Source organism: Nisaea sp. (assembly GCF_017640745.1).
Taxonomy (GTDB): domain Bacteria; phylum Pseudomonadota; class Alphaproteobacteria; order Thalassobaculales; family Thalassobaculaceae; genus Nisaea.
In genome coordinates this window covers 1-15,967 of sequence record NZ_JAEPQA010000050.1, presented here as the reverse complement: position 1 = coordinate 15,967, position 15,967 = coordinate 1, and the positions used below count along the sequence as shown (strand labels likewise).

At 63.5% G+C, this 15,967-nt stretch carries 16 protein-coding genes; 7 read left to right on the top strand and 9 right to left on the bottom strand.

Annotated features, from left to right (window positions below):
- On the bottom strand, positions 1–435 hold a 435-nt coding region (locus tag JJ959_RS20635; protein ID WP_292888191.1), incomplete at its 3' end, for a GntR family transcriptional regulator.
- A 187-nt stretch (positions 436–622) separates the two neighbouring features.
- Between JJ959_RS20635 and JJ959_RS20630 the strand changes: the two genes are divergently transcribed.
- From JJ959_RS20630 to JJ959_RS20610, 5 genes are all read left to right on the top strand, one after another.
- On the top strand, positions 623–1,825 hold the full coding sequence (locus JJ959_RS20630) for an amino acid ABC transporter substrate-binding protein (RefSeq protein ID WP_292888188.1): 1,203 nt from the start codon (positions 623–625) through the stop codon (positions 1,823–1,825).
- Between the two features lie 63 nt (positions 1,826–1,888).
- Positions 1,889–2,752 (top strand): branched-chain amino acid ABC transporter permease, encoded by an 864-nt coding sequence (locus JJ959_RS20625; RefSeq protein ID WP_292888185.1) that lies wholly within the window; start codon positions 1,889–1,891, stop codon positions 2,750–2,752.
- Positions 2,752–3,675 carry a branched-chain amino acid ABC transporter permease gene (locus JJ959_RS20620; RefSeq protein ID WP_292888182.1) on the top strand — a complete coding sequence of 308 codons (924 nt, stop codon included), beginning with the start codon at positions 2,752–2,754 and terminating at the stop codon, positions 3,673–3,675. Before JJ959_RS20625 ends, JJ959_RS20620 begins: the two co-directional genes overlap by 1 nt.
- On the top strand, positions 3,672–4,403 hold the full coding sequence (locus tag JJ959_RS20615) for an ABC transporter ATP-binding protein (protein WP_292888179.1): 732 nt from the start codon (positions 3,672–3,674) through the stop codon (positions 4,401–4,403). The genes JJ959_RS20620 and JJ959_RS20615 overlap by 4 nt, the downstream gene beginning before the upstream one ends.
- Positions 4,403–5,119 carry an ABC transporter ATP-binding protein gene (locus tag JJ959_RS20610; protein ID WP_292888176.1) on the top strand — a complete coding sequence of 239 codons (717 nt, stop codon included), beginning with the start codon at positions 4,403–4,405 and terminating at the stop codon, positions 5,117–5,119. Before JJ959_RS20615 ends, JJ959_RS20610 begins: the two co-directional genes overlap by 1 nt.
- 48 nt (positions 5,120–5,167) lie before the next feature.
- Here JJ959_RS20610 and JJ959_RS20605 read toward each other — a convergent pair whose 3' ends face one another.
- The 6 genes from JJ959_RS20605 to JJ959_RS20580 all read right to left on the bottom strand — a co-directional run bounded on the left by JJ959_RS20605 (position 5,168) and on the right by JJ959_RS20580 (position 11,825).
- Positions 5,168–6,160 carry an ABC transporter substrate-binding protein gene (locus tag JJ959_RS20605; RefSeq protein WP_292888173.1) on the bottom strand — a complete coding sequence of 331 codons (993 nt, stop codon included), beginning with the start codon at positions 6,158–6,160 and terminating at the stop codon, positions 5,168–5,170.
- A 41-nt stretch (positions 6,161–6,201) separates the two neighbouring features.
- Complete coding sequence (locus tag JJ959_RS20600; protein WP_292888170.1) at positions 6,202–7,308, bottom strand: ABC transporter permease; 1,107 nt, start codon at positions 7,306–7,308, stop codon at positions 6,202–6,204.
- On the bottom strand, positions 7,305–8,189 hold the full coding sequence (locus JJ959_RS20595; protein WP_292888167.1) for an ABC transporter permease: 885 nt from the start codon (positions 8,187–8,189) through the stop codon (positions 7,305–7,307). The genes JJ959_RS20600 and JJ959_RS20595 overlap by 4 nt, the downstream gene beginning before the upstream one ends.
- Entirely contained in the window at positions 8,176–8,949 is a 774-nt protein-coding gene (locus tag JJ959_RS20590) for an ABC transporter ATP-binding protein (protein WP_292888194.1), read from the bottom strand. Before JJ959_RS20590 ends, JJ959_RS20595 begins: the two co-directional genes overlap by 14 nt.
- 144 nt (positions 8,950–9,093) lie before the next feature.
- The gene (gene hydA / locus JJ959_RS20585; protein WP_292888164.1) at positions 9,094–10,548 is read right to left on the bottom strand and encodes a dihydropyrimidinase; all 1,455 of its coding nucleotides are present in this window, start codon (positions 10,546–10,548) and stop codon (positions 9,094–9,096) included.
- A gap of 26 nt (positions 10,549–10,574) precedes the next feature.
- On the bottom strand, positions 10,575–11,825 hold the full coding sequence (locus tag JJ959_RS20580; protein ID WP_292888161.1) for a Zn-dependent hydrolase: 1,251 nt from the start codon (positions 11,823–11,825) through the stop codon (positions 10,575–10,577).
- A gap of 301 nt (positions 11,826–12,126) precedes the next feature.
- On the opposite strand from JJ959_RS20580, the gene JJ959_RS20575 reads away from it, so the two are divergent.
- Positions 12,127–12,762 (top strand): TetR family transcriptional regulator C-terminal domain-containing protein, encoded by a 636-nt coding sequence (locus tag JJ959_RS20575; protein WP_292888158.1) that lies wholly within the window; start codon positions 12,127–12,129, stop codon positions 12,760–12,762.
- 138 nt (positions 12,763–12,900) lie between these two features.
- On the opposite strand, the gene preA is transcribed toward JJ959_RS20575, so the two are convergent.
- Together preA and JJ959_RS20565 are read right to left on the bottom strand one after the other, a co-directional pair.
- Positions 12,901–14,205, bottom strand: coding sequence for an NAD-dependent dihydropyrimidine dehydrogenase subunit PreA (gene preA, locus JJ959_RS20570; protein WP_292888155.1), 1,305 nt, complete (start codon positions 14,203–14,205; stop codon positions 12,901–12,903).
- A gap of 20 nt (positions 14,206–14,225) precedes the next feature.
- The gene (locus JJ959_RS20565; protein ID WP_292888152.1) at positions 14,226–15,569 is read right to left on the bottom strand and encodes an NAD(P)-dependent oxidoreductase; all 1,344 of its coding nucleotides are present in this window, start codon (positions 15,567–15,569) and stop codon (positions 14,226–14,228) included.
- A gap of 154 nt (positions 15,570–15,723) precedes the next feature.
- Between JJ959_RS20565 and JJ959_RS20560 the strand changes: the two genes are divergently transcribed.
- On the top strand, positions 15,724–15,967 hold a 244-nt coding region (locus JJ959_RS20560; RefSeq protein ID WP_366817100.1), incomplete at its 3' end, for an alpha/beta fold hydrolase.

Genomic DNA, 15,967 nt, shown 5'->3' with positions numbered 1-15,967 from the left:
CGAGACGTTGCCGTCCTGATAGAGCAGCGCCTTGCAGGGCGGATCAAGATCCGCATCCAAGGCGCGTGCCATTTCCCCCACAGCCTCGTGCAACCGGGCGGACGCCTCCTCGGAGATACCAGTCTTCGCCATGGTGCCTGCGGCAAGCCCCTCCAACACGCCGCGGACCTCGTAGGCGTGCTTGATGTCGCCAAGATTGAATTCCTGAACCGTAAACCCGCGCCCGTCCCGTTTGCGGATCAGGCCCTCGACCTCGAGCGTGCGGAGTGCCAGACGCGCGGGCGTCCTCGAAACCCCGAACATGTCTGCGACGATCACTTCCGAGACCTTGGTTCCCTCGGCGAGCGTCCCGTCGATGATCATCCGGCGCAGCGCCGACAGAATGCGTTTGTCCGCCGCACTCTCATCCGCTTCGGGTACCACCAAGTGGTTCATTTCATTCATCTCCCGAGAGTCGAGCCGGGTCTGCAGCCTGAAAAACAAGACATTTATGGATACATAATTTTCTCCCATTCGACAATTCCATTGGATTCAGTGTCATTTTCTTGCCAGCCACCGGCAATTATGGATTCATTTCCAGGCGGCCGAGTCAAAAAGAGCTGCAACCGAGGGAGGAAGAACCATGAACCGACGCATGTTTGCGTGCGCAGCCGCTGCGCTTGCCCTGAGTTTCGGGTTATCGCACGGCGCCAAAGCCGAGACCCCGATAAAACTTGGAATGGTGGCCCATCTGAGCGGCCCGCTCGCCGGCGGCGAAGCGGTGACGCATCTGCCGAACGTGCAGCTCTGGCTCGAAGAGGTGAATGCCAAGGGCGGCCTCATGGTCGGCGGCAAGCGCCGTCCGGTCGAACTTGTTCAATATGACGACAAGACGAACCCGGCAGAACATATCAAGGCGGTCCAGCGCCTCGCCACGCAGGACGAGGTCGACTTCATGGTCGCGCCCTACGGCACAGGCTTCAACATCGCGGCCGCCCCGATCTATGCGAAGTACAACTACCCGATGATCGCCGTCACCGCGATCACCGACGAGATTCACGAGCTGACGGCCAAATTCCCGAACATGTTCTTCACCCTCGGCTCGACCACGGGCTTCGTCGAGGGCGCGACGCGGACGCTGGAGAAGCTGCGCAGCGACGGCGTGATCGGCAGCAAGGTGGCGATGGTGAATGTCGCCGACGCCTTCGGGATCGAGCTTGCCGATGTCGCCCGTGAGAAATTCACCGCCGCCGGCTTCGAGATCGTCTACGACAAGTCCTATCCGCTCGGCACCCCGGACCTCTCGCCCGTCGTGAAGGGCGCGAAGGCCGCCGATCCCGATGCCTTCGTCGCCTGGTCCTATCCGCCGGACACCTTCGCTCTGACGGAACAGGCGATCATCGAGGACCTGCAGGTCGGTGCTTTCTACACCGCCGTCGCGACCGCCTTCCCTGCCTATGCCGGGAAATTCGGCGGCGCGATCGAGGGCAATCTCGGTGCGGGCGGCGTCAATCCCGAGACAGACGCGATGAAGGCCTACCGCAAGCGGCATCAGGAAGTGACAGGCAAGGCACCGGACTTCTGGGCCTCGGCAACCTACTATTCCGCGCTGCAGGTGCTGCAGCAGGCGATCGAGGGGGCCGACACGACAGATCGTGAGGCCGTGACCGCCTATATCAAGAACAATGCCTTCGACACAGTCATCGGAACCATCAAGTTCGACGCACACAACAACTCGGAACGCTACTGGTCCGTCGGTCAGTGGCGGAACGGCCATTTCGTCGCGGTTGCGGATACCGGGATGGGCGACAGCGTTGCCCCGGTCGCCAAGAAAGGCTGGAAGTAGCCTGCCCTGGGCCGGCCTTGATGCCTCGGGCCGGCCCTCCTTTTTCAGAACCGGACAACCGCCATGGATATCGTGATCTCCGGCCTGCTGCTCGGGGGCGCCTATGCGCTGGTCGCTATGGGCCTGAACCTGCAGTACGGCGTTGCCAGAATCATGAACCTGGCCAACGGGGAAGTCCTCGTGCTCGGCGGCCTCGCGGCTTTCTGGGCCTTCGTCAGCTTCGGTTTGAGTCCGCTTCTGACGCTGTTTCTGATCGCGCCTCTAGCGTTCGCCGGCAGCTGGGCGATCTACGCGCTGTTCCTGCGCCCGCTGGTGAAACGAGCCAAATCGCGCGGACAGCTTGAGGTCGACACCATTCTCGCCACCTTCGGAATGAGCTTCTTCTTCGTCGGTCTGATGGTCAGCCTGCAGGCGGAATACTTCACCTATTCCTTCCTTGCCTGGCCCATCTCCCTGCTCGGCTCGACCGTTGCCGCGAACCGCCTGGTCGCCGCGCTCGTCGCCGCCGCCATAGCCGCCGCGCTCTACCTCTGGCTCAACCGGTCACGCTCAGGACTCGCGGTCCGCGCCGTCGCCGTCTCGCCGGGTTCGGCACGCCTTGTCGGCATCGATGTTGGCAAAGTATCCGCCCTCGCCTTCTCCCTCGGCGGCATGGTTACAGCGCTCGGCGGCTGCCTGATCTCGACCTTTGTCACCCTCGACGCCTCTGCCGGTGTGCTGTTCACCATGAAGGCGCTGATCATCGTCATCATGGGTGGCGTCGGGGACATCCGCGGCGCGATCATCGCGGCGCTGATCCTGGGACTGGTCGAGACGGCCGTCGCCACGATCGTCGACCCGGGCCTGACGCTGGTCGCCGCCTACGCCATTTTCCTCGCCGTTCTGCTGTTCCGCCCGCAAGGCCTGTTTGGCCGTCGGAGCGCCTGATGAGCGAACGTCTGAAACTCGCACTCGGCGTCCTGATCGCGCTAGCCGCCGCCTTCGTTCCGCTTATCGCTGACGGCTACTGGCTCTCCATCGCCGTCACCATCATGATGTACACGGCGCTCTCGACCAGCTGGGCGCTGTTCTCCGGCCCGACCCACTATATCGCGCTCTCGACCGGGGCCTTCTACGGCATCGGCGGCTATCTCGTCGCAACCGGCATGAGCGATTTCGAGGCGTCCTTCTGGACCATGGCCGCCATCGCCCCTCTCGTCGCCATCATCCTTGCCGGTGCGATCGGAGCGGCCACACTGCGCCTCTCCGGCGTCTATTTCGTCATTTTCACGCTCGGCCTCGCCGAGATGATCCGCAATCTTGTCAGCTGGGTGCAGAACAATTTCCTCGGCGCGCGCGGACTCTATGTGCTGACCGACTTCGACGAGCGCCACATCTACTGGATGCTGCTCGCGGTGACCGTCGCCGTTTTCCTGTTCGGCTGGCTGCTCGGTCGCTCGCGCACCGGCTTCGCGCTGCGCATTCTTGGCAATGACGAGGAAGTCGCCCGCCATGTCGGCATCGATACCGCGCGCACCAAGATCCTGCTATTCATGAGCACGGGCTTCTTCGCAGCCCTCGTCGGCGCGATCGTCGCGCCGCGCTACTACTATATCGAACCGAATGTCGTCTTCTCGCCGGAGCTGAGCTTCCTCGTCGTCATCATGGCGCTGCTCGGCGGCACCCGGCATCTCTGGGGCCCGCTGCTCGGCGTCGTGCCCTTCACGATGCTCTGGGAAGCCGTGTCGGCAGCCGCACCGAATGCCACCACGATGGTCCTCGGCGCGGCCTTCCTGATGATCGTCTACCTGATCCCCGACGGCATCACGGGCCTCGCCGCCAAACTGATCCGGACGAGGAGCCCGTCATGACGCCAGGCAGGACGATCCTCGAAGTCCAAGGTCTCACAAAGCGCTTCGGCGGGCTGATCGCGGTCAACGACCTCTCGTTCGACGTCCGCGAACACGAGGTGATGGGTATCATCGGCCCCAACGGCTCGGGTAAGTCGACGACCATAAACCTGATCTCGGGCGCGCTGCCCGCCACTTCCGGATCCATAGTGCTTGAAGGGCAGGATCTCACCGCGGCCCGTCCGCATGAGACCGCTCGGTTCGGGGTGTCCCGGACCTTCCAGCTGGTGCGCATCCTGCCCGCTCTCACCGTGCTGGAGAATGCGGTCGCCGGAGCGGTCTTCGGGCACAAGCGCCGCTGGGGCGCCGAGGCGGCCGGGTTCGCATCCGGCCTGCTTGAACGGGTCGGGCTCGCGGAGAAGGCAGCGCAGCCGGTATCCTCGCTGACCTATATCGACCAGAAGCGCCTGGAACTGGCCCGTGCCCTGGCAGGCGAGCCGGAGATCCTGCTGCTGGACGAATGGCTCGCAGGACTCAATCCGTCCGAACTGCAGATCGGGATCGATCTGATCGCCGCGCTCCGTGCCGAAGGCCGGACCATCGTTCTGGTCGAGCATGTGATGGATGCCATCCGCTCGCTCTGCGACCGCTGCATCGTGATGAATTCCGGCACGAAGATCGCCGAAGGCACGCCTACAGAAGTGCTCTCGGATCCGCATGTCATCGAAGCCTATCTGGGGACCGAGTGATGCTGGAAGCGCGTGACATCGCCGTCTCCTACGGCCTGCACGAAGCGCTGAACGGCGTCTCCCTCACCGTCGACAGGGGGGAAATCGTCGTCATGCTCGGCGCGAACGGCGCCGGGAAATCGACACTGCTGAAGGCGCTGACCGGCATCTGCGAAGGAAGTGTTTCCGGAGACTGCTTTCTCTGCGGACAAACCGTGACCGGTCTCAAGCCGGATCTGATCGTCGAAGCGGGACTGGCGCTCGTGCCCGAGGGCCGCGGAATCTTCCCTGACCTGAGCGTCGCCGAGAACCTGACCCTCGGGGCCTACCCGGCACGTGCCCGGGCGGTCGAGAAGGAAACGCTCGCCCGGGTCCTTGAGCTGTTTCCGAAACTGCAGGACCGGCGCAGCCAGATCGCAGGCACCATGTCCGGCGGTGAGCAGCAGATGGTCGCCATCGGCCGCGCGATGATGTCCAACCCGGACATCCTCCTGTTGGACGAACCGTCGCTCGGCCTCTCCCCGATCCTCTGCGGCGAGCTTTTCCGCGCCCTCCACAAGATCAAGGAAACCGGGATGGGCGTGCTGCTGGTCGAGCAGAACGCTCGGCAGAGCCTCGCCATCGCGGACCGGGGCTATATCCTGGAGAACGGCCGGATCACGGGCGCCGGAAAGGCCGATGCCCTTGCGAATGACCCGGCGGTGCAGCGGGCCTATCTCGGCGGCGCCCAGGCATGAAAAAGGCGGCCGGTGCGGCCGCCTCTTCCGTCTGGATCTTTCGAAGGCTTATTTCAGCGCCTTGTCCGTGATCAGGTGGGTCCAGGCGTTTTCCGGCTTCTTCGTGATGACCGGGCTGGAGCCGCCCTTCAGCAGCGTGTTGACCGTCCGCTCGTAGTCCGCCGGATCGAGCGCGCCGTTGGAGCCGGCGGTGAGCTTCGCGATCTCGCCCATCATCCGCTTCTGGTGCTTCTCGGTCTGGGCGCCGGTCGCATCGTTGTCGAGCACGATCTCGGCCGCCTCGTCCGGATTGGCCTCGGCATATTTCCAGCCCTTCATCGAGGCCCGCACGAAACGCGCCATCTTGTCGACGAAGGCCGGGTCCTTGAGGTTGTCCTCAAGGACATAGAGGCCGTCCTCGAGCGTCGCCACGCCCTGGTCCTGGTACTTGAAGACCACCAGTTCGGACTCCGGGATACCTGCGTCGATGACCTGCCAGTATTCGTTATAAGTCATGGTGGACACGCAATCGGCCTGCTTCTGCAGCAGCGGATCGACGTTGAAGCCCTGCTTCAGGACCGTCACGCCGCCGGCGCTGCCGTCGGTCGGGATCTTCAGCTGGGACATCCAGGAGAGGAACGGATATTCGTTGCCGAAGAACCAGACGCCGAGGGTCTTGTCCTTGAAATCGGCCGGGCTCTTGATGCCGGTATCCTTGCGGCAGGTCAGCATCATGCCGGAGCTCTTGAACGGCTGGGCGATATTGACCAGCGGAACGCCCTTCTCGCGGGAGGCGAGCGCGGACGGCATCCAGTCGATGATGACGTCGGCCCCGCCGCCGGCGATCACCTGCGGCGGCGCGATGTCCGGGCCGCCCGGCTTGATCTCGACCTCGAGATTCTCGTCCTTGTAGAAGCCCTTGTCGGCAGCCACGTAATAGCCGGCGAACTGGGCCTGGGTGACCCATTTCAATTGCAGCGTCACCTTGTCGGCGGCCATGGCGGTGGTCGCCATCAGGCCGACGGCGCCCGCGAGCAGTCCAGTCAGCAATCGTCTTTGCATCGTCACTCTCCTCATTGATAAAGCCTCCCCGGCCCCGCTTCTTATCTGTTCGACGGGTGCCAGAACGTCAGGGCGCGCTCGATCAGCACGAGTGCACCGTAGAAAGCGGAGCCGGCCAGCGCCGCTACCGCGATTTCCGCCCAGACCATGTCGACATTCATGCGGCCGACCTCGGTTGAAATGCGGAATCCCATGCCCACGATCGGGGTGCCGAAAAACTCGGCGACGATGGCGCCGATCAGGGCGAGAGTCGAGTTGATCTTGAGGGCGTTGAAAATGAAGGGCAGCGCCTCGACAAGCCTCAGTTTCCAGAGCGTCTGGCCATAGCTCGCCGCGTAGGTGCGCATCAGGTCGCGCTGCATGGAACTGGAGGCCGAAAGCCCCTCCAGCGTGTTCACCAGCATCGGGAAGAAGGTCATGATCACGACCACGGCGGCCTTGGACTGCCAGTCGAAACCGAACCACATGACCATGATCGGCGCGATGCCGATGATCGGCAGCGCGCTCACCATGTTGCCGACCGGCACCAGCCCGCGCTTCAGGAAGGGCGAGCGGTCCACCAGGATCGCCGTTCCAAAGCCGATGCCGCATCCGAGCACATAGCCGACGATCACCGCCTTCAGGAAAGTCTGGACGAAATCGGCCCAGAGGATCGGCAGAGAGGCGGTCAGCTTTGCCCAGATCGCGCTCGGCGCCGGCAGCAGCACCTGCGGCACCCCGGCGCCGCGCGTGATCGCCTCCCAGATCAACATCAGCCAGAGACCGAAAATCAGCGGAATGAGCAGATCGACGGCGCGCCGCGCGCCCGTTGGCAGCTTTTTGGAGGTTTGGGTTAGGCGCGTCACGCTCGTCCAGGCCATGAGCCAGGCCGATACGAGCAAGGCCCAATAGCCGCTGTCCATTTCACCCGGCGCGCTGTCGATATGCAGCATCAGAGGAACCGCCGCCGCATGGACCGACAGGATCACTACCGCCGCACCAAGAGCATCGTCACGCCGAAGAACCGCGCCTCCGACAGCAACCAGAAGCAACAATCCGCAGGCGACGAAAGCGGGCGAAAACGCGGCGGTTCCGGTCACTGCGGCGATCGCAGCGAACAGCAGCGCAGCCGCGCCGCCAAGCACAGTCAGGGGAATTCCGGCGATCATTGCACCATCCCCATGCGGCGGCGGACCGCCTTGTCCGCGAAGCCGACGATGGTGACCAGCATGGCGGCGAGGAAGGCCGCGCTCAAGAGCGCCGACCAGATCTGCACCGTCTGACCGTAATAAGACCCGGCAAGAAGACGCGCGCCGAGACCGGCGACGGCGCCGGTCGGCAGCTCGCCGACGATGGCGCCGACGAGGCTGGCAGCGATGGCGATCTTCATGGAGGTGAAAAGGAACGGGATCGAGGACGGCCAGCGCAGTTTCCAGAAGGTCTGGAAGGAGGACGCGCTGTAGGTCCGCATCAGGTCGAGCTGCATCGGATCGGGCGAGCGAAGCCCTTTCACCACGCCGACCGTGACCGGGAAGAAGGAGAGATAGGTCGAGATCATCGCCTTCGGGATCAGGCCCGAGACGCCGATCGCGTTCAGCACCACGATCACCATCGGCGCGATGGCAAGGATCGGGATGGTCTGCGAGGTGATGATCCACGGCATCAGGCTGCGCTCGAGACTCTCCACATGGATGATCGCCGCCGCGAGAACGATGCCGAGAACGGTGCCGATCAGGAACCCGAGCATGGTTGAAGAAAGCGTTATACCGGCATGATAAACAAGACTTCTTTTGGACGTCACCTTCTTCTCGACCGTAGTCTGCCAGATCTCGACCGCGACCTGGTGCGGGGCCGGCAATACCGGGCGCTTCTGGTTCAGGGTCGCTGTGACGAAGTCTCCGGTGCTCCGCTCCACCTTGTCCCGCACGTCCTGGTCGCGCTGGAACGGCGTGTTCAGCGCCACGGCACCGGCATACCAAATGCAGAGCAGCACCAGCACCACGGTCAGAACCGCGGCGGTCTTCGAATGCAGGAAATCACTCGTCGTCATAGGCATGTCCCGCCCGTAGCCCGTCGCGGACACGATGCGCGATCTCGAGGAATTCCGGTGTCTCGCGGATATCCAGCGTCCGCTCGCGCGGCAGGTTGCACTCGATCACGTCGTGCACCCTTCCGGGACGCGGCGACATCACGACGATCTTGGTCGAGAGGAAGACCGCCTCGGGGATCGAGTGCGTGACGAAAATGACCGTCTTGTTGGTGCGGTCCCAGAGCCTGTTGAGCTGCTCGTTCAGATGGTCGCGGACGATCTCGTCCAGCGCGCCGAACGGTTCGTCCATCAGCAGGAGGTCCGGTTCGACCGCGAGCGCGCGGGCGATGGAAGCGCGCTGCTGCATGCCGCCGGAAAGCTGCCAGGGAAACTTGCGCTCGAAACCGGCAAGGTTGACCAGCTCAAGATTGCGCTTGATGCGCGCTTCGCGCTCCGCCTTGTCGAGCCCCATGATCTCCAGCGGCAGCGCCACGTTGCCCGCGATCGTACGCCACGGATAGAGCGCGGCCGCCTGGAAGACATAGCCATAGGCCCGCGCCTTGCGCGCCTCTTCCGGAGACATGCCGTTGACTGAAATGGAACCGGACGTCGGCTGTTCGAGATCGGCTATCACGCGGAGCAGCGTGGTCTTGCCGCAGCCGCTCGGGCCGATAAAGGAGACGAATTCGCCGCGGTCGACCGTCAGATCGACACTGGAGAGGGCGTGCACCGGCCCGTCGTTCGTCTCGAAGGTCAGGCAGAGATCGCGCGCCTCGATCACCCGGAAGGCGGATCCCTCTCCCGCGCTGCCTGCCCCACGCGCAGCGGCGGTCGCCTCTGTATCTGTCACCATGGTCTCCAAACCGGCGGACCGGCCGGGTCCCTCCCGGCGGTCCGCTTCTGTTATCGTTGCGTCCGGATGGACTTATACCCCAGCCGGAATGTTCGCGGCGTCCCGCACGACCCTGCGCGGCGCAGTCAGCTCTTTCCACTTGGAGAGCGCCGTGTTGGTCGCCGGATAGGGATCGCGCCCGACGAACTTGCCGCGTCCTTCCGCGGCGTCGACCTTGCCCTCGGTCGCGACCACGTCGCCGCGGCTGATCGTGAAGCGCGGCAGTCCGGTGACCTCGATGCCCTCGAAGACGTTGTAGTCGATCGCCGAGACCTGATTCTTCGCCGTGATCACCTTCGAGGCCTTCGGATCCCAGACCACGATGTCCGCGTCGGCACCGACAAGGATCGCGCCCTTTTTCGGGTAAAGGTTCAGGATCTTGGCGATGTTCGTTGAGGTGACCGCGACGAATTCGTTTGGCGTCAGACGGCCAGTATTGACGCCACGGGTCCAGAGCACCGGCATGCGGTCCTCGAGACCGCCTGTCCCGTTCGGGATCTTGGTGAAATCGCCGACCCCCATGCGCTTCTGCTTGGTGGTGAAGGCGCAATGGTCTGTCGCAACGCACTGCAGGGAGCCGGCGGCGAGGCCGTTCCAGAGCCCGTCCTGATGCAGCTTGCTGCGGAATGGAGGCGACATTACCCGGCGCGCGGCGTGATCCCAATCCGGATGGGCGTACTCGCTCTCGTCCAGCACCAGGTGCTGGATCAGCGGCTCACCGAAGACCCGCTTGCCATTCTGCCGCGCCCGGCGGATCGCCTCATGCGCCTCCTCGCAGGAAACATGCACGATATAGAGCGGCACGTTCGCCATGTCGGCGATCATGATCGCGCGGTTGGCGGCCTCGCCCTCGACTTCCGGCGGACGGGAATAGGCATGCGCCTCCGGCCCGTTATTGCCTTCCTCCAGCAACTTCTGCTGCAGATGCGCCACGACGTCGCCGTTCTCGGCATGCACCAGCGGCATGGCGCCGAGGTCGGCGCAGCGGCGGAACGAGGCATACATCTCGTCGTCGTCCACCATCAGCGCGCCCTTGTAGGCCATGAAATGCTTGAAGGTGTTGATGCCCCGCTTCACCACCTGCTGCATCTCGTCGAAGACCTGCTCCGACCACCAGGTGATGGCCATGTGATAGGAATAATCGGTGACCGCCTTCGAAGCCTTCTGGTCCCAGCTCTGCAGCGCCTGCATCAGGGACTGGTCGGGCACCGGCAGGCAGAAATCCACCAGCATGGTGGTGCCGCCGGAGACCGCGGCCGATGTGCCGCTATGGTAATCGTCGGCCGAATAGGTGCCCATGAAGGGCATTTCCATGTGGGTGTGCGGGTCGATCCCGCCCGGCATGATGTAACAGCCGGTCGCGTCGATCGTCTGGTCGCCTTTCAGGTCCTTGCCGATCTGGGTGATTTTTCCGCCTTCGATCAGGACGTCGGATACGTAGCTGTAATCGGCGGTAACGATGGTCCCGCCCTTGATCACCTTTGACATGAAGTCTCTCCTGTACCGATTTGTTTTTATTCGACGATCTGGGCCGTTTCGACGACCGCATGGAACAGCACGTCCGCCCCCGCGGTCGCCCATTCCTTGGTGATTTCCTCGTCCTCGTTATGGCTCAGCCCGTCGACGCAGGGGCACATGACCATCGCGGTCGGCGCCACCCGGTTAATCCAGCAGGCATCGTGCCCGGCGCCCGAGACGATGTTCCGGTGCGAATAGCCGAGCCGCTCCGCCGCATCGCGGATCGCCGTGACGCAGCCCTCGTCGAAGGTGACCGGATCGAACCCGCCGGTCTGCTCGATCTCGATCCCGAGGCCGATCTCGTCCGCGATCTCTTTTGCGCCCTTGCGGAGCTTGGCGTCCATCTCTTCCAGATTGGCCTTGTCCGGATGGCGGAAATCGACGGTGAAGACGGTCTTGCCCGGGATGATGTTGCGGGAGTTCGGATAGAGTTCCAGATGGCCGATGGCGCCGACGCCGTTCGGACTGTGCTCGAGCGCGATCTTATTCACCAGCTCGGTGATCCGCGCCATGCCAAGCCCGGCATTGATCCGCTTCGGCATCGGCGTCGAACCGGTATGGCTCTCCTTGCCGGTCAGCGTGATCTGGATCCATTTCAGGCCCTGACCGTGGGTCACGACGCCGATATCGATGTTCTCGTCCTCGAGGATCGGGCCCTGTTCGATATGCAGCTCGAAGAAGGCGTGCAGCTTGCGCTGGCCGACCGGCTCCTCGCCCTTGAAACCGATCCGCTCCAGCTCGTCGCCGAGCTTCTTGCCCTCGGCGTCGGTCCGGTCATAGGCCCATTCCTGGGTGTGGACGCCGGCGAAGACACCGGAAGCGACCATGGCGGGGGCAAAACGGGTGCCCTCCTCGTTGGTCCAGTTCACAACCTCGATCGGATGCTTGGTCTTGATGCCGAGATCGTTCAGCGTGCGGATCACCTCGAGCCCGCCGAGCACGCCGAGCACGCCGTCATACTTGCCGCCGGTCGGCTGGGTGTCGAGGTGCGAGCCGACCATGACCGGCAGCGCCGTCGGATCGGTGCCCTCGCGACGGGCGAACATGTTGCCCATGCTGTCGACGCCCATGGTGAGGCCCTGCTCGCCGCACCATTTCGCAAACAGCTCGCGCCCTTCCTTGTCGGAATCCGTCAGCGTCTGGCGGTTGTTGCCGCCGCGGACGCCAGGCCCGATCTTTGCCATGTCCATCAGGCTGTCCCACAGCCGCTGACCGTTGATCCGGATATTGCTTGCCGGCTCGCTCATCCAAGACTCTCCTGTCCGCTCCGTCCCGGGACCGGGACTTTCCGCGCTTCCGGTCCTAAGCCCATGTCATCAAACAAGACTTTGACCGTTAACGATTTTTGAGAGCATTTGTCTTCATGCTCTTCTGCCAGTATAAGCAAAGACAAGTTTGACCAATCGATCAAGATTAAAGTGTAGGCAATCCGCGGCCTGCACTGCCCGGAAATCACGCAGGCAATCCGACACCCGACATGACCTTCACCTCGCTGTCTTCACCACGCCTATCCAGTCCAATTGCCGCCGCCGAAAAAGGTACAGCGTAATGGCCGCCGTCACCGGAGAGACCCCGCGCACACGCATTCAGCAGGAGAACCGCGAGCGCATCCTGAAAGCGGCGCTCGACATGTTCTCGCGCACCGGATACCGCGGCACCACGCTCGACCAGATCGCTGCGGCCGCCGGCATGTCGAAGCCGAACATGCTCTATTACTTCCGCACCAAGGAAGAGCTCTACCGGAGCGTCCTGCAGGAGACCCTCGAGGACTGGCTGACGCCTTTCGCCAAGCTCGATCCCGACGGCGACCCGAGCGCCGAACTCGGTGCCTACATTTCCGCCAAACTGGCTCATGCCCGGATCAATCCGAAAGCCTCCCGCCTCTTTGCCAACGAGATCCTGCAGGGGGCGCCCCTGCTGGAGAAAACCCTGAAGGGCCGACTGAAGGACCTCGTTGAGGAAAAGTCCAAAGCGATCCGAGCCTGGATCGCCGCCGGCAAGATGGTCCCGATCGAGCCGCTGCACCTGATCTACATGATCTGGGCCGCGACCCAGCACTACGCCGATTTCGAGACCCAGATGGATGCGCTTGAGGGTACCGAGCCGGGCACCCGCGAGAAACGCTTCGAAAACGCCGAGCGGACGCTTTTCACCGTTCTCTTCAACGGCCTGAAACCACGTTAAGAACGCCGGCCAAGCGATTCAAATTCTTCCAATATCGTCACCCCGGCGAAGGCCGGGGCCCAGGAGATGACGGGCTGCACTCTATGATCCCTGGGTCCCGGCCTTCGCCGGGATGACGATCGTCGCAATCTTTTTGATCTACTCCGCAGCCACCCGCATCGGGTTGTTCGGGTGGGTCGTCCAGTTGCCGTATTCCGGATTGATCGGCTGGCCGGTGCGCGCGTCGACGCCCTCGGTCAGATGCTCCATCGTGATGCAGCCCTCGACCGGGCAGACGCTGACGCAGAGATTGCAGCCGACGCATTCCGCGTCGTTCACCTCGAAATGCCGCTGGCCGTCCTTCTCCGCCCAGATCGCCTGGTGCGAAGTGTCCTCGCAGACGATGTGACAACGGCCGCACTTGATGCAGCTTTCCTGATCGATCCGCGCCTTCACCACGTAGTTCAGGTTCAGGTACTGCCAGTCGGTGACGTTCGGTACCGCACGGCCGACGAACTGATCGATCGAGCTGTAGCCCTTCCCGTCCATCCAGTCTGAGAGGCCGGACTTCATCTCCTCGACGATCTTGAAGCCGTAGGTCATCGCGGCCGTGCAGACCTGCACCGTTCCGGCGCCCATCGCCATGAACTCGGCGGCGTCGCGCCAGGTCGTGATACCGCCGATGGCGGAGATCGGCAGGTCCTTCGTTTCCGGATCGCGGGCGATCTCCGAGACCATGCTGAGCGCGATCGGCTTCACCGCCGGGCCGCAATAGCCGCCATGGGTGCCCTTGCCGTCGATGTGCGGGCTCGGCGCCATGATGTCGAGATCGACCCCCATGACCGAGTTGATGGTGTTGATCAGCGAGACCGCGTCGGCTCCGCCTTTCTTCGCCGCCCGCGCGGGCTGGCGGATATCCGTGATGTTCGGCGTCAGCTTCACGATCACCGGCATGCGGGTGTTCTGCTTGCACCAGCGCGCGACCATCTCGACATATTCCGGCACCTGGCCGACGGCGGCCCCCATGCCGCGCTCGGACATGCCGTGCGGACAGCCGAAATTGAGCTCGATCCCGTCCGCGCCTGTCTCCTCGACCAGGGGCAGGATCTTTTTCCAGGCCTCCTCCTCGCAGGGCACCATCAGCGAGACGACGATGGCCCGGTCGGGCCAGGCCTTCTTCACCGCCTTGATCTCGCGGAGGTTCACCTCCAGCGGCCGGTCGGTGATCAGCTCGATATTGTTGAGGCCGATCAGGCGCCGGTCGTTGGAATGCACCGCGCCGTAGCGCGGGCCGTTCACGTTGACGACATGCGGGTCCTCGCCGAGCGTCTTCCAGACGACGCCGCCCCAGCCTGCCTTGAAGGCGCGGGTGACGTTGACCTCCCGGTCGGTCGGCGGCGCGGAGGCCAGCCAGAACGGGTTGGGGGATTTGATACCGAGGAAGTTGGTCTGCAGATTTGCCATGATCTTTCTCCCGATCCGGCTCAGGCGCCCGTCAGCGCCGCATGGATGGAAAGCGCGGCCTGTTTGCCGTCCTCGACCGCGGCGACGGTCAGATCCTCGCCGCCCGCGACCGCGTCACCGCCCGCCCAGACCTTCGGATGACTGGTGCGGCGGTCGGCGCCGGCCTTGATCCGGCCGCCCTCCAGCGCGATCTCCGCCTTGGCTCCCTTGAGCGGTGCCGGTGTGAATGCCTGGCCGATTGCCTTCAGCACCATGTCGGCCTCAAGCGTATAGCGCTCGCCGGTATCGACCAGCTTGCCATCCTCGTCGCGCGTCTTCATGAAGCTGATCGCGGCGACTTTGCCATCGGCACCCGCCTCGATCTTCTCAGGCCGCGCCCAGTGCTTGAGCACGACGCCCTTCTCTTTCGCCAGAGACTGTTCATAGGCGCTCGCATTCATCCGGTCCGCGCCACGACGATAGACCAGCGTCACTTCCTCCGCGCCGAGCAGCTTCGACTGCACCGCAGCGTCAATCGCCGTCATGCCGCCGCCGATCACAACGACACGGCGGCCAACCGCGACTTTCTCGAGCGCCGGTGCCTGACGCAGGTCCTCGATGAAATCGACCGCATCGACGACCCCCTCGAGCTGTTCGCCCGCAATGCCGAGACCGTTCGTCGCCCCGAGCCCAAGACCGAGAAAGACCGCATCGTAGTCCGCGATCAACGCGTCCAGCGCGACATCGCGGCCGAGCGCCATGCCGATCTTCAGCTCGATACCGCCGATGGCGAGGACGAAATCGAGCTCTCGCCGGGCGAACTCGTCGACCGCCTTGTAGGCGGCAATGCCGTATTCGTTGAGCCCGCCGCCTTTCGGCTTCGCCTCAAAGATCGTGACATCATGCCCGAGCATGGAGAGCCGGTGCGCGCAGGAGATGCCGGCAGGCCCGGCGCCGACCACGGCGACCTTCCTGCCGGTCGATGCGGCGCGTTCGAAAGGATGGACACCGGCGGCCATCAGATGGTCCGTCGCGTAGCGCTGCAGCTCTCCGATCCGGACCGGCTTCTGTTCCGCCGTCTCGCGCACGCAGGCCTGCTCGCAGAGCGTCTCCGTCGGGCAGACCCGGGCGCACATCCCGCCGAGGATGTTCGCGCCGAGAATGGTCTTGGCCGAGCCGGACGGGTTGTCTGTCAGGATCTGACGGATGAAGAGCGGAATGTCGATCCCGGTCGGACAGGCCGTGACGCAAGGCGCGTCATGGCAGAAATAGCAGCGGTCCGCCTCGACATAGGCTTCGTATTTGCTGAGCAGCGGGTGGAGATCGGCGAAATTCGACTCGACCTCCGCCGGGGACAGACGGTCCCCACGGATATCAGACGGCATGGTCTCTCCTGTTCGATCACGGTGCATTTGCACTCGTTTTTTACTATCTGATCAAAAATTTGAGACGCCGTCAAACTGAAGACGCGGTTGCCGTGCATAAAAACTGCGCATAGAACCAGATCCGCTTACCCCTTCGATACTGGCAGCAAATTTCATGCGCAAAAGTCATATCGTTCAGTCCGGCAGCGCTTCACTGGCAGTGGAGAGCATCGGTACCGGGCACCCCGTCATCTTTCTTCATGCCAATGTCGCCGATAGCCGGATGTGGTACACGCAGATGGACAGCATCGGCGCAGGCAATATGGCCATTGCCTATGACCGGCGCGGGTTTGGGAAAACCGTCACCGGACCGGAGGGATTTTCTGCCGTTTCGGACCTGATGGCAGTGATTGACGCCA

Coding starts and splice junctions, on each gene's coding strand:
- JJ959_RS20605 (WP_292888173.1), bottom strand. CDS start 6,160: ATGCAAAGACGATTGCTGACTGGACTGCTCGCGGGCGCCGTCGGCCTG.
- JJ959_RS20620 (WP_292888182.1), top strand. CDS start 2,752: ATGAGCGAACGTCTGAAACTCGCACTCGGCGTCCTGATCGCGCTAGCC.
- JJ959_RS20600 (WP_292888170.1), bottom strand. CDS start 7,308: ATGATCGCCGGAATTCCCCTGACTGTGCTTGGCGGCGCGGCTGCGCTG.
- JJ959_RS20565 (WP_292888152.1), bottom strand. CDS start 15,569: ATGCCGTCTGATATCCGTGGGGACCGTCTGTCCCCGGCGGAGGTCGAG.
- JJ959_RS20610 (WP_292888176.1), top strand. CDS start 4,403: ATGCTGGAAGCGCGTGACATCGCCGTCTCCTACGGCCTGCACGAAGCG.
- JJ959_RS20625 (WP_292888185.1), top strand. CDS start 1,889: ATGGATATCGTGATCTCCGGCCTGCTGCTCGGGGGCGCCTATGCGCTG.
- JJ959_RS20595 (WP_292888167.1), bottom strand. CDS start 8,189: ATGACGACGAGTGATTTCCTGCATTCGAAGACCGCCGCGGTTCTGACC.
- hydA (WP_292888164.1), bottom strand. CDS start 10,548: ATGTCAAAGGTGATCAAGGGCGGGACCATCGTTACCGCCGATTACAGC.
- JJ959_RS20630 (WP_292888188.1), top strand. CDS start 623: ATGAACCGACGCATGTTTGCGTGCGCAGCCGCTGCGCTTGCCCTGAGT.
- JJ959_RS20575 (WP_292888158.1), top strand. CDS start 12,127: ATGGCCGCCGTCACCGGAGAGACCCCGCGCACACGCATTCAGCAGGAG.
- JJ959_RS20580 (WP_292888161.1), bottom strand. CDS start 11,825: ATGAGCGAGCCGGCAAGCAATATCCGGATCAACGGTCAGCGGCTGTGG.
- JJ959_RS20615 (WP_292888179.1), top strand. CDS start 3,672: ATGACGCCAGGCAGGACGATCCTCGAAGTCCAAGGTCTCACAAAGCGC.
- preA (WP_292888155.1), bottom strand. CDS start 14,205: ATGGCAAATCTGCAGACCAACTTCCTCGGTATCAAATCCCCCAACCCG.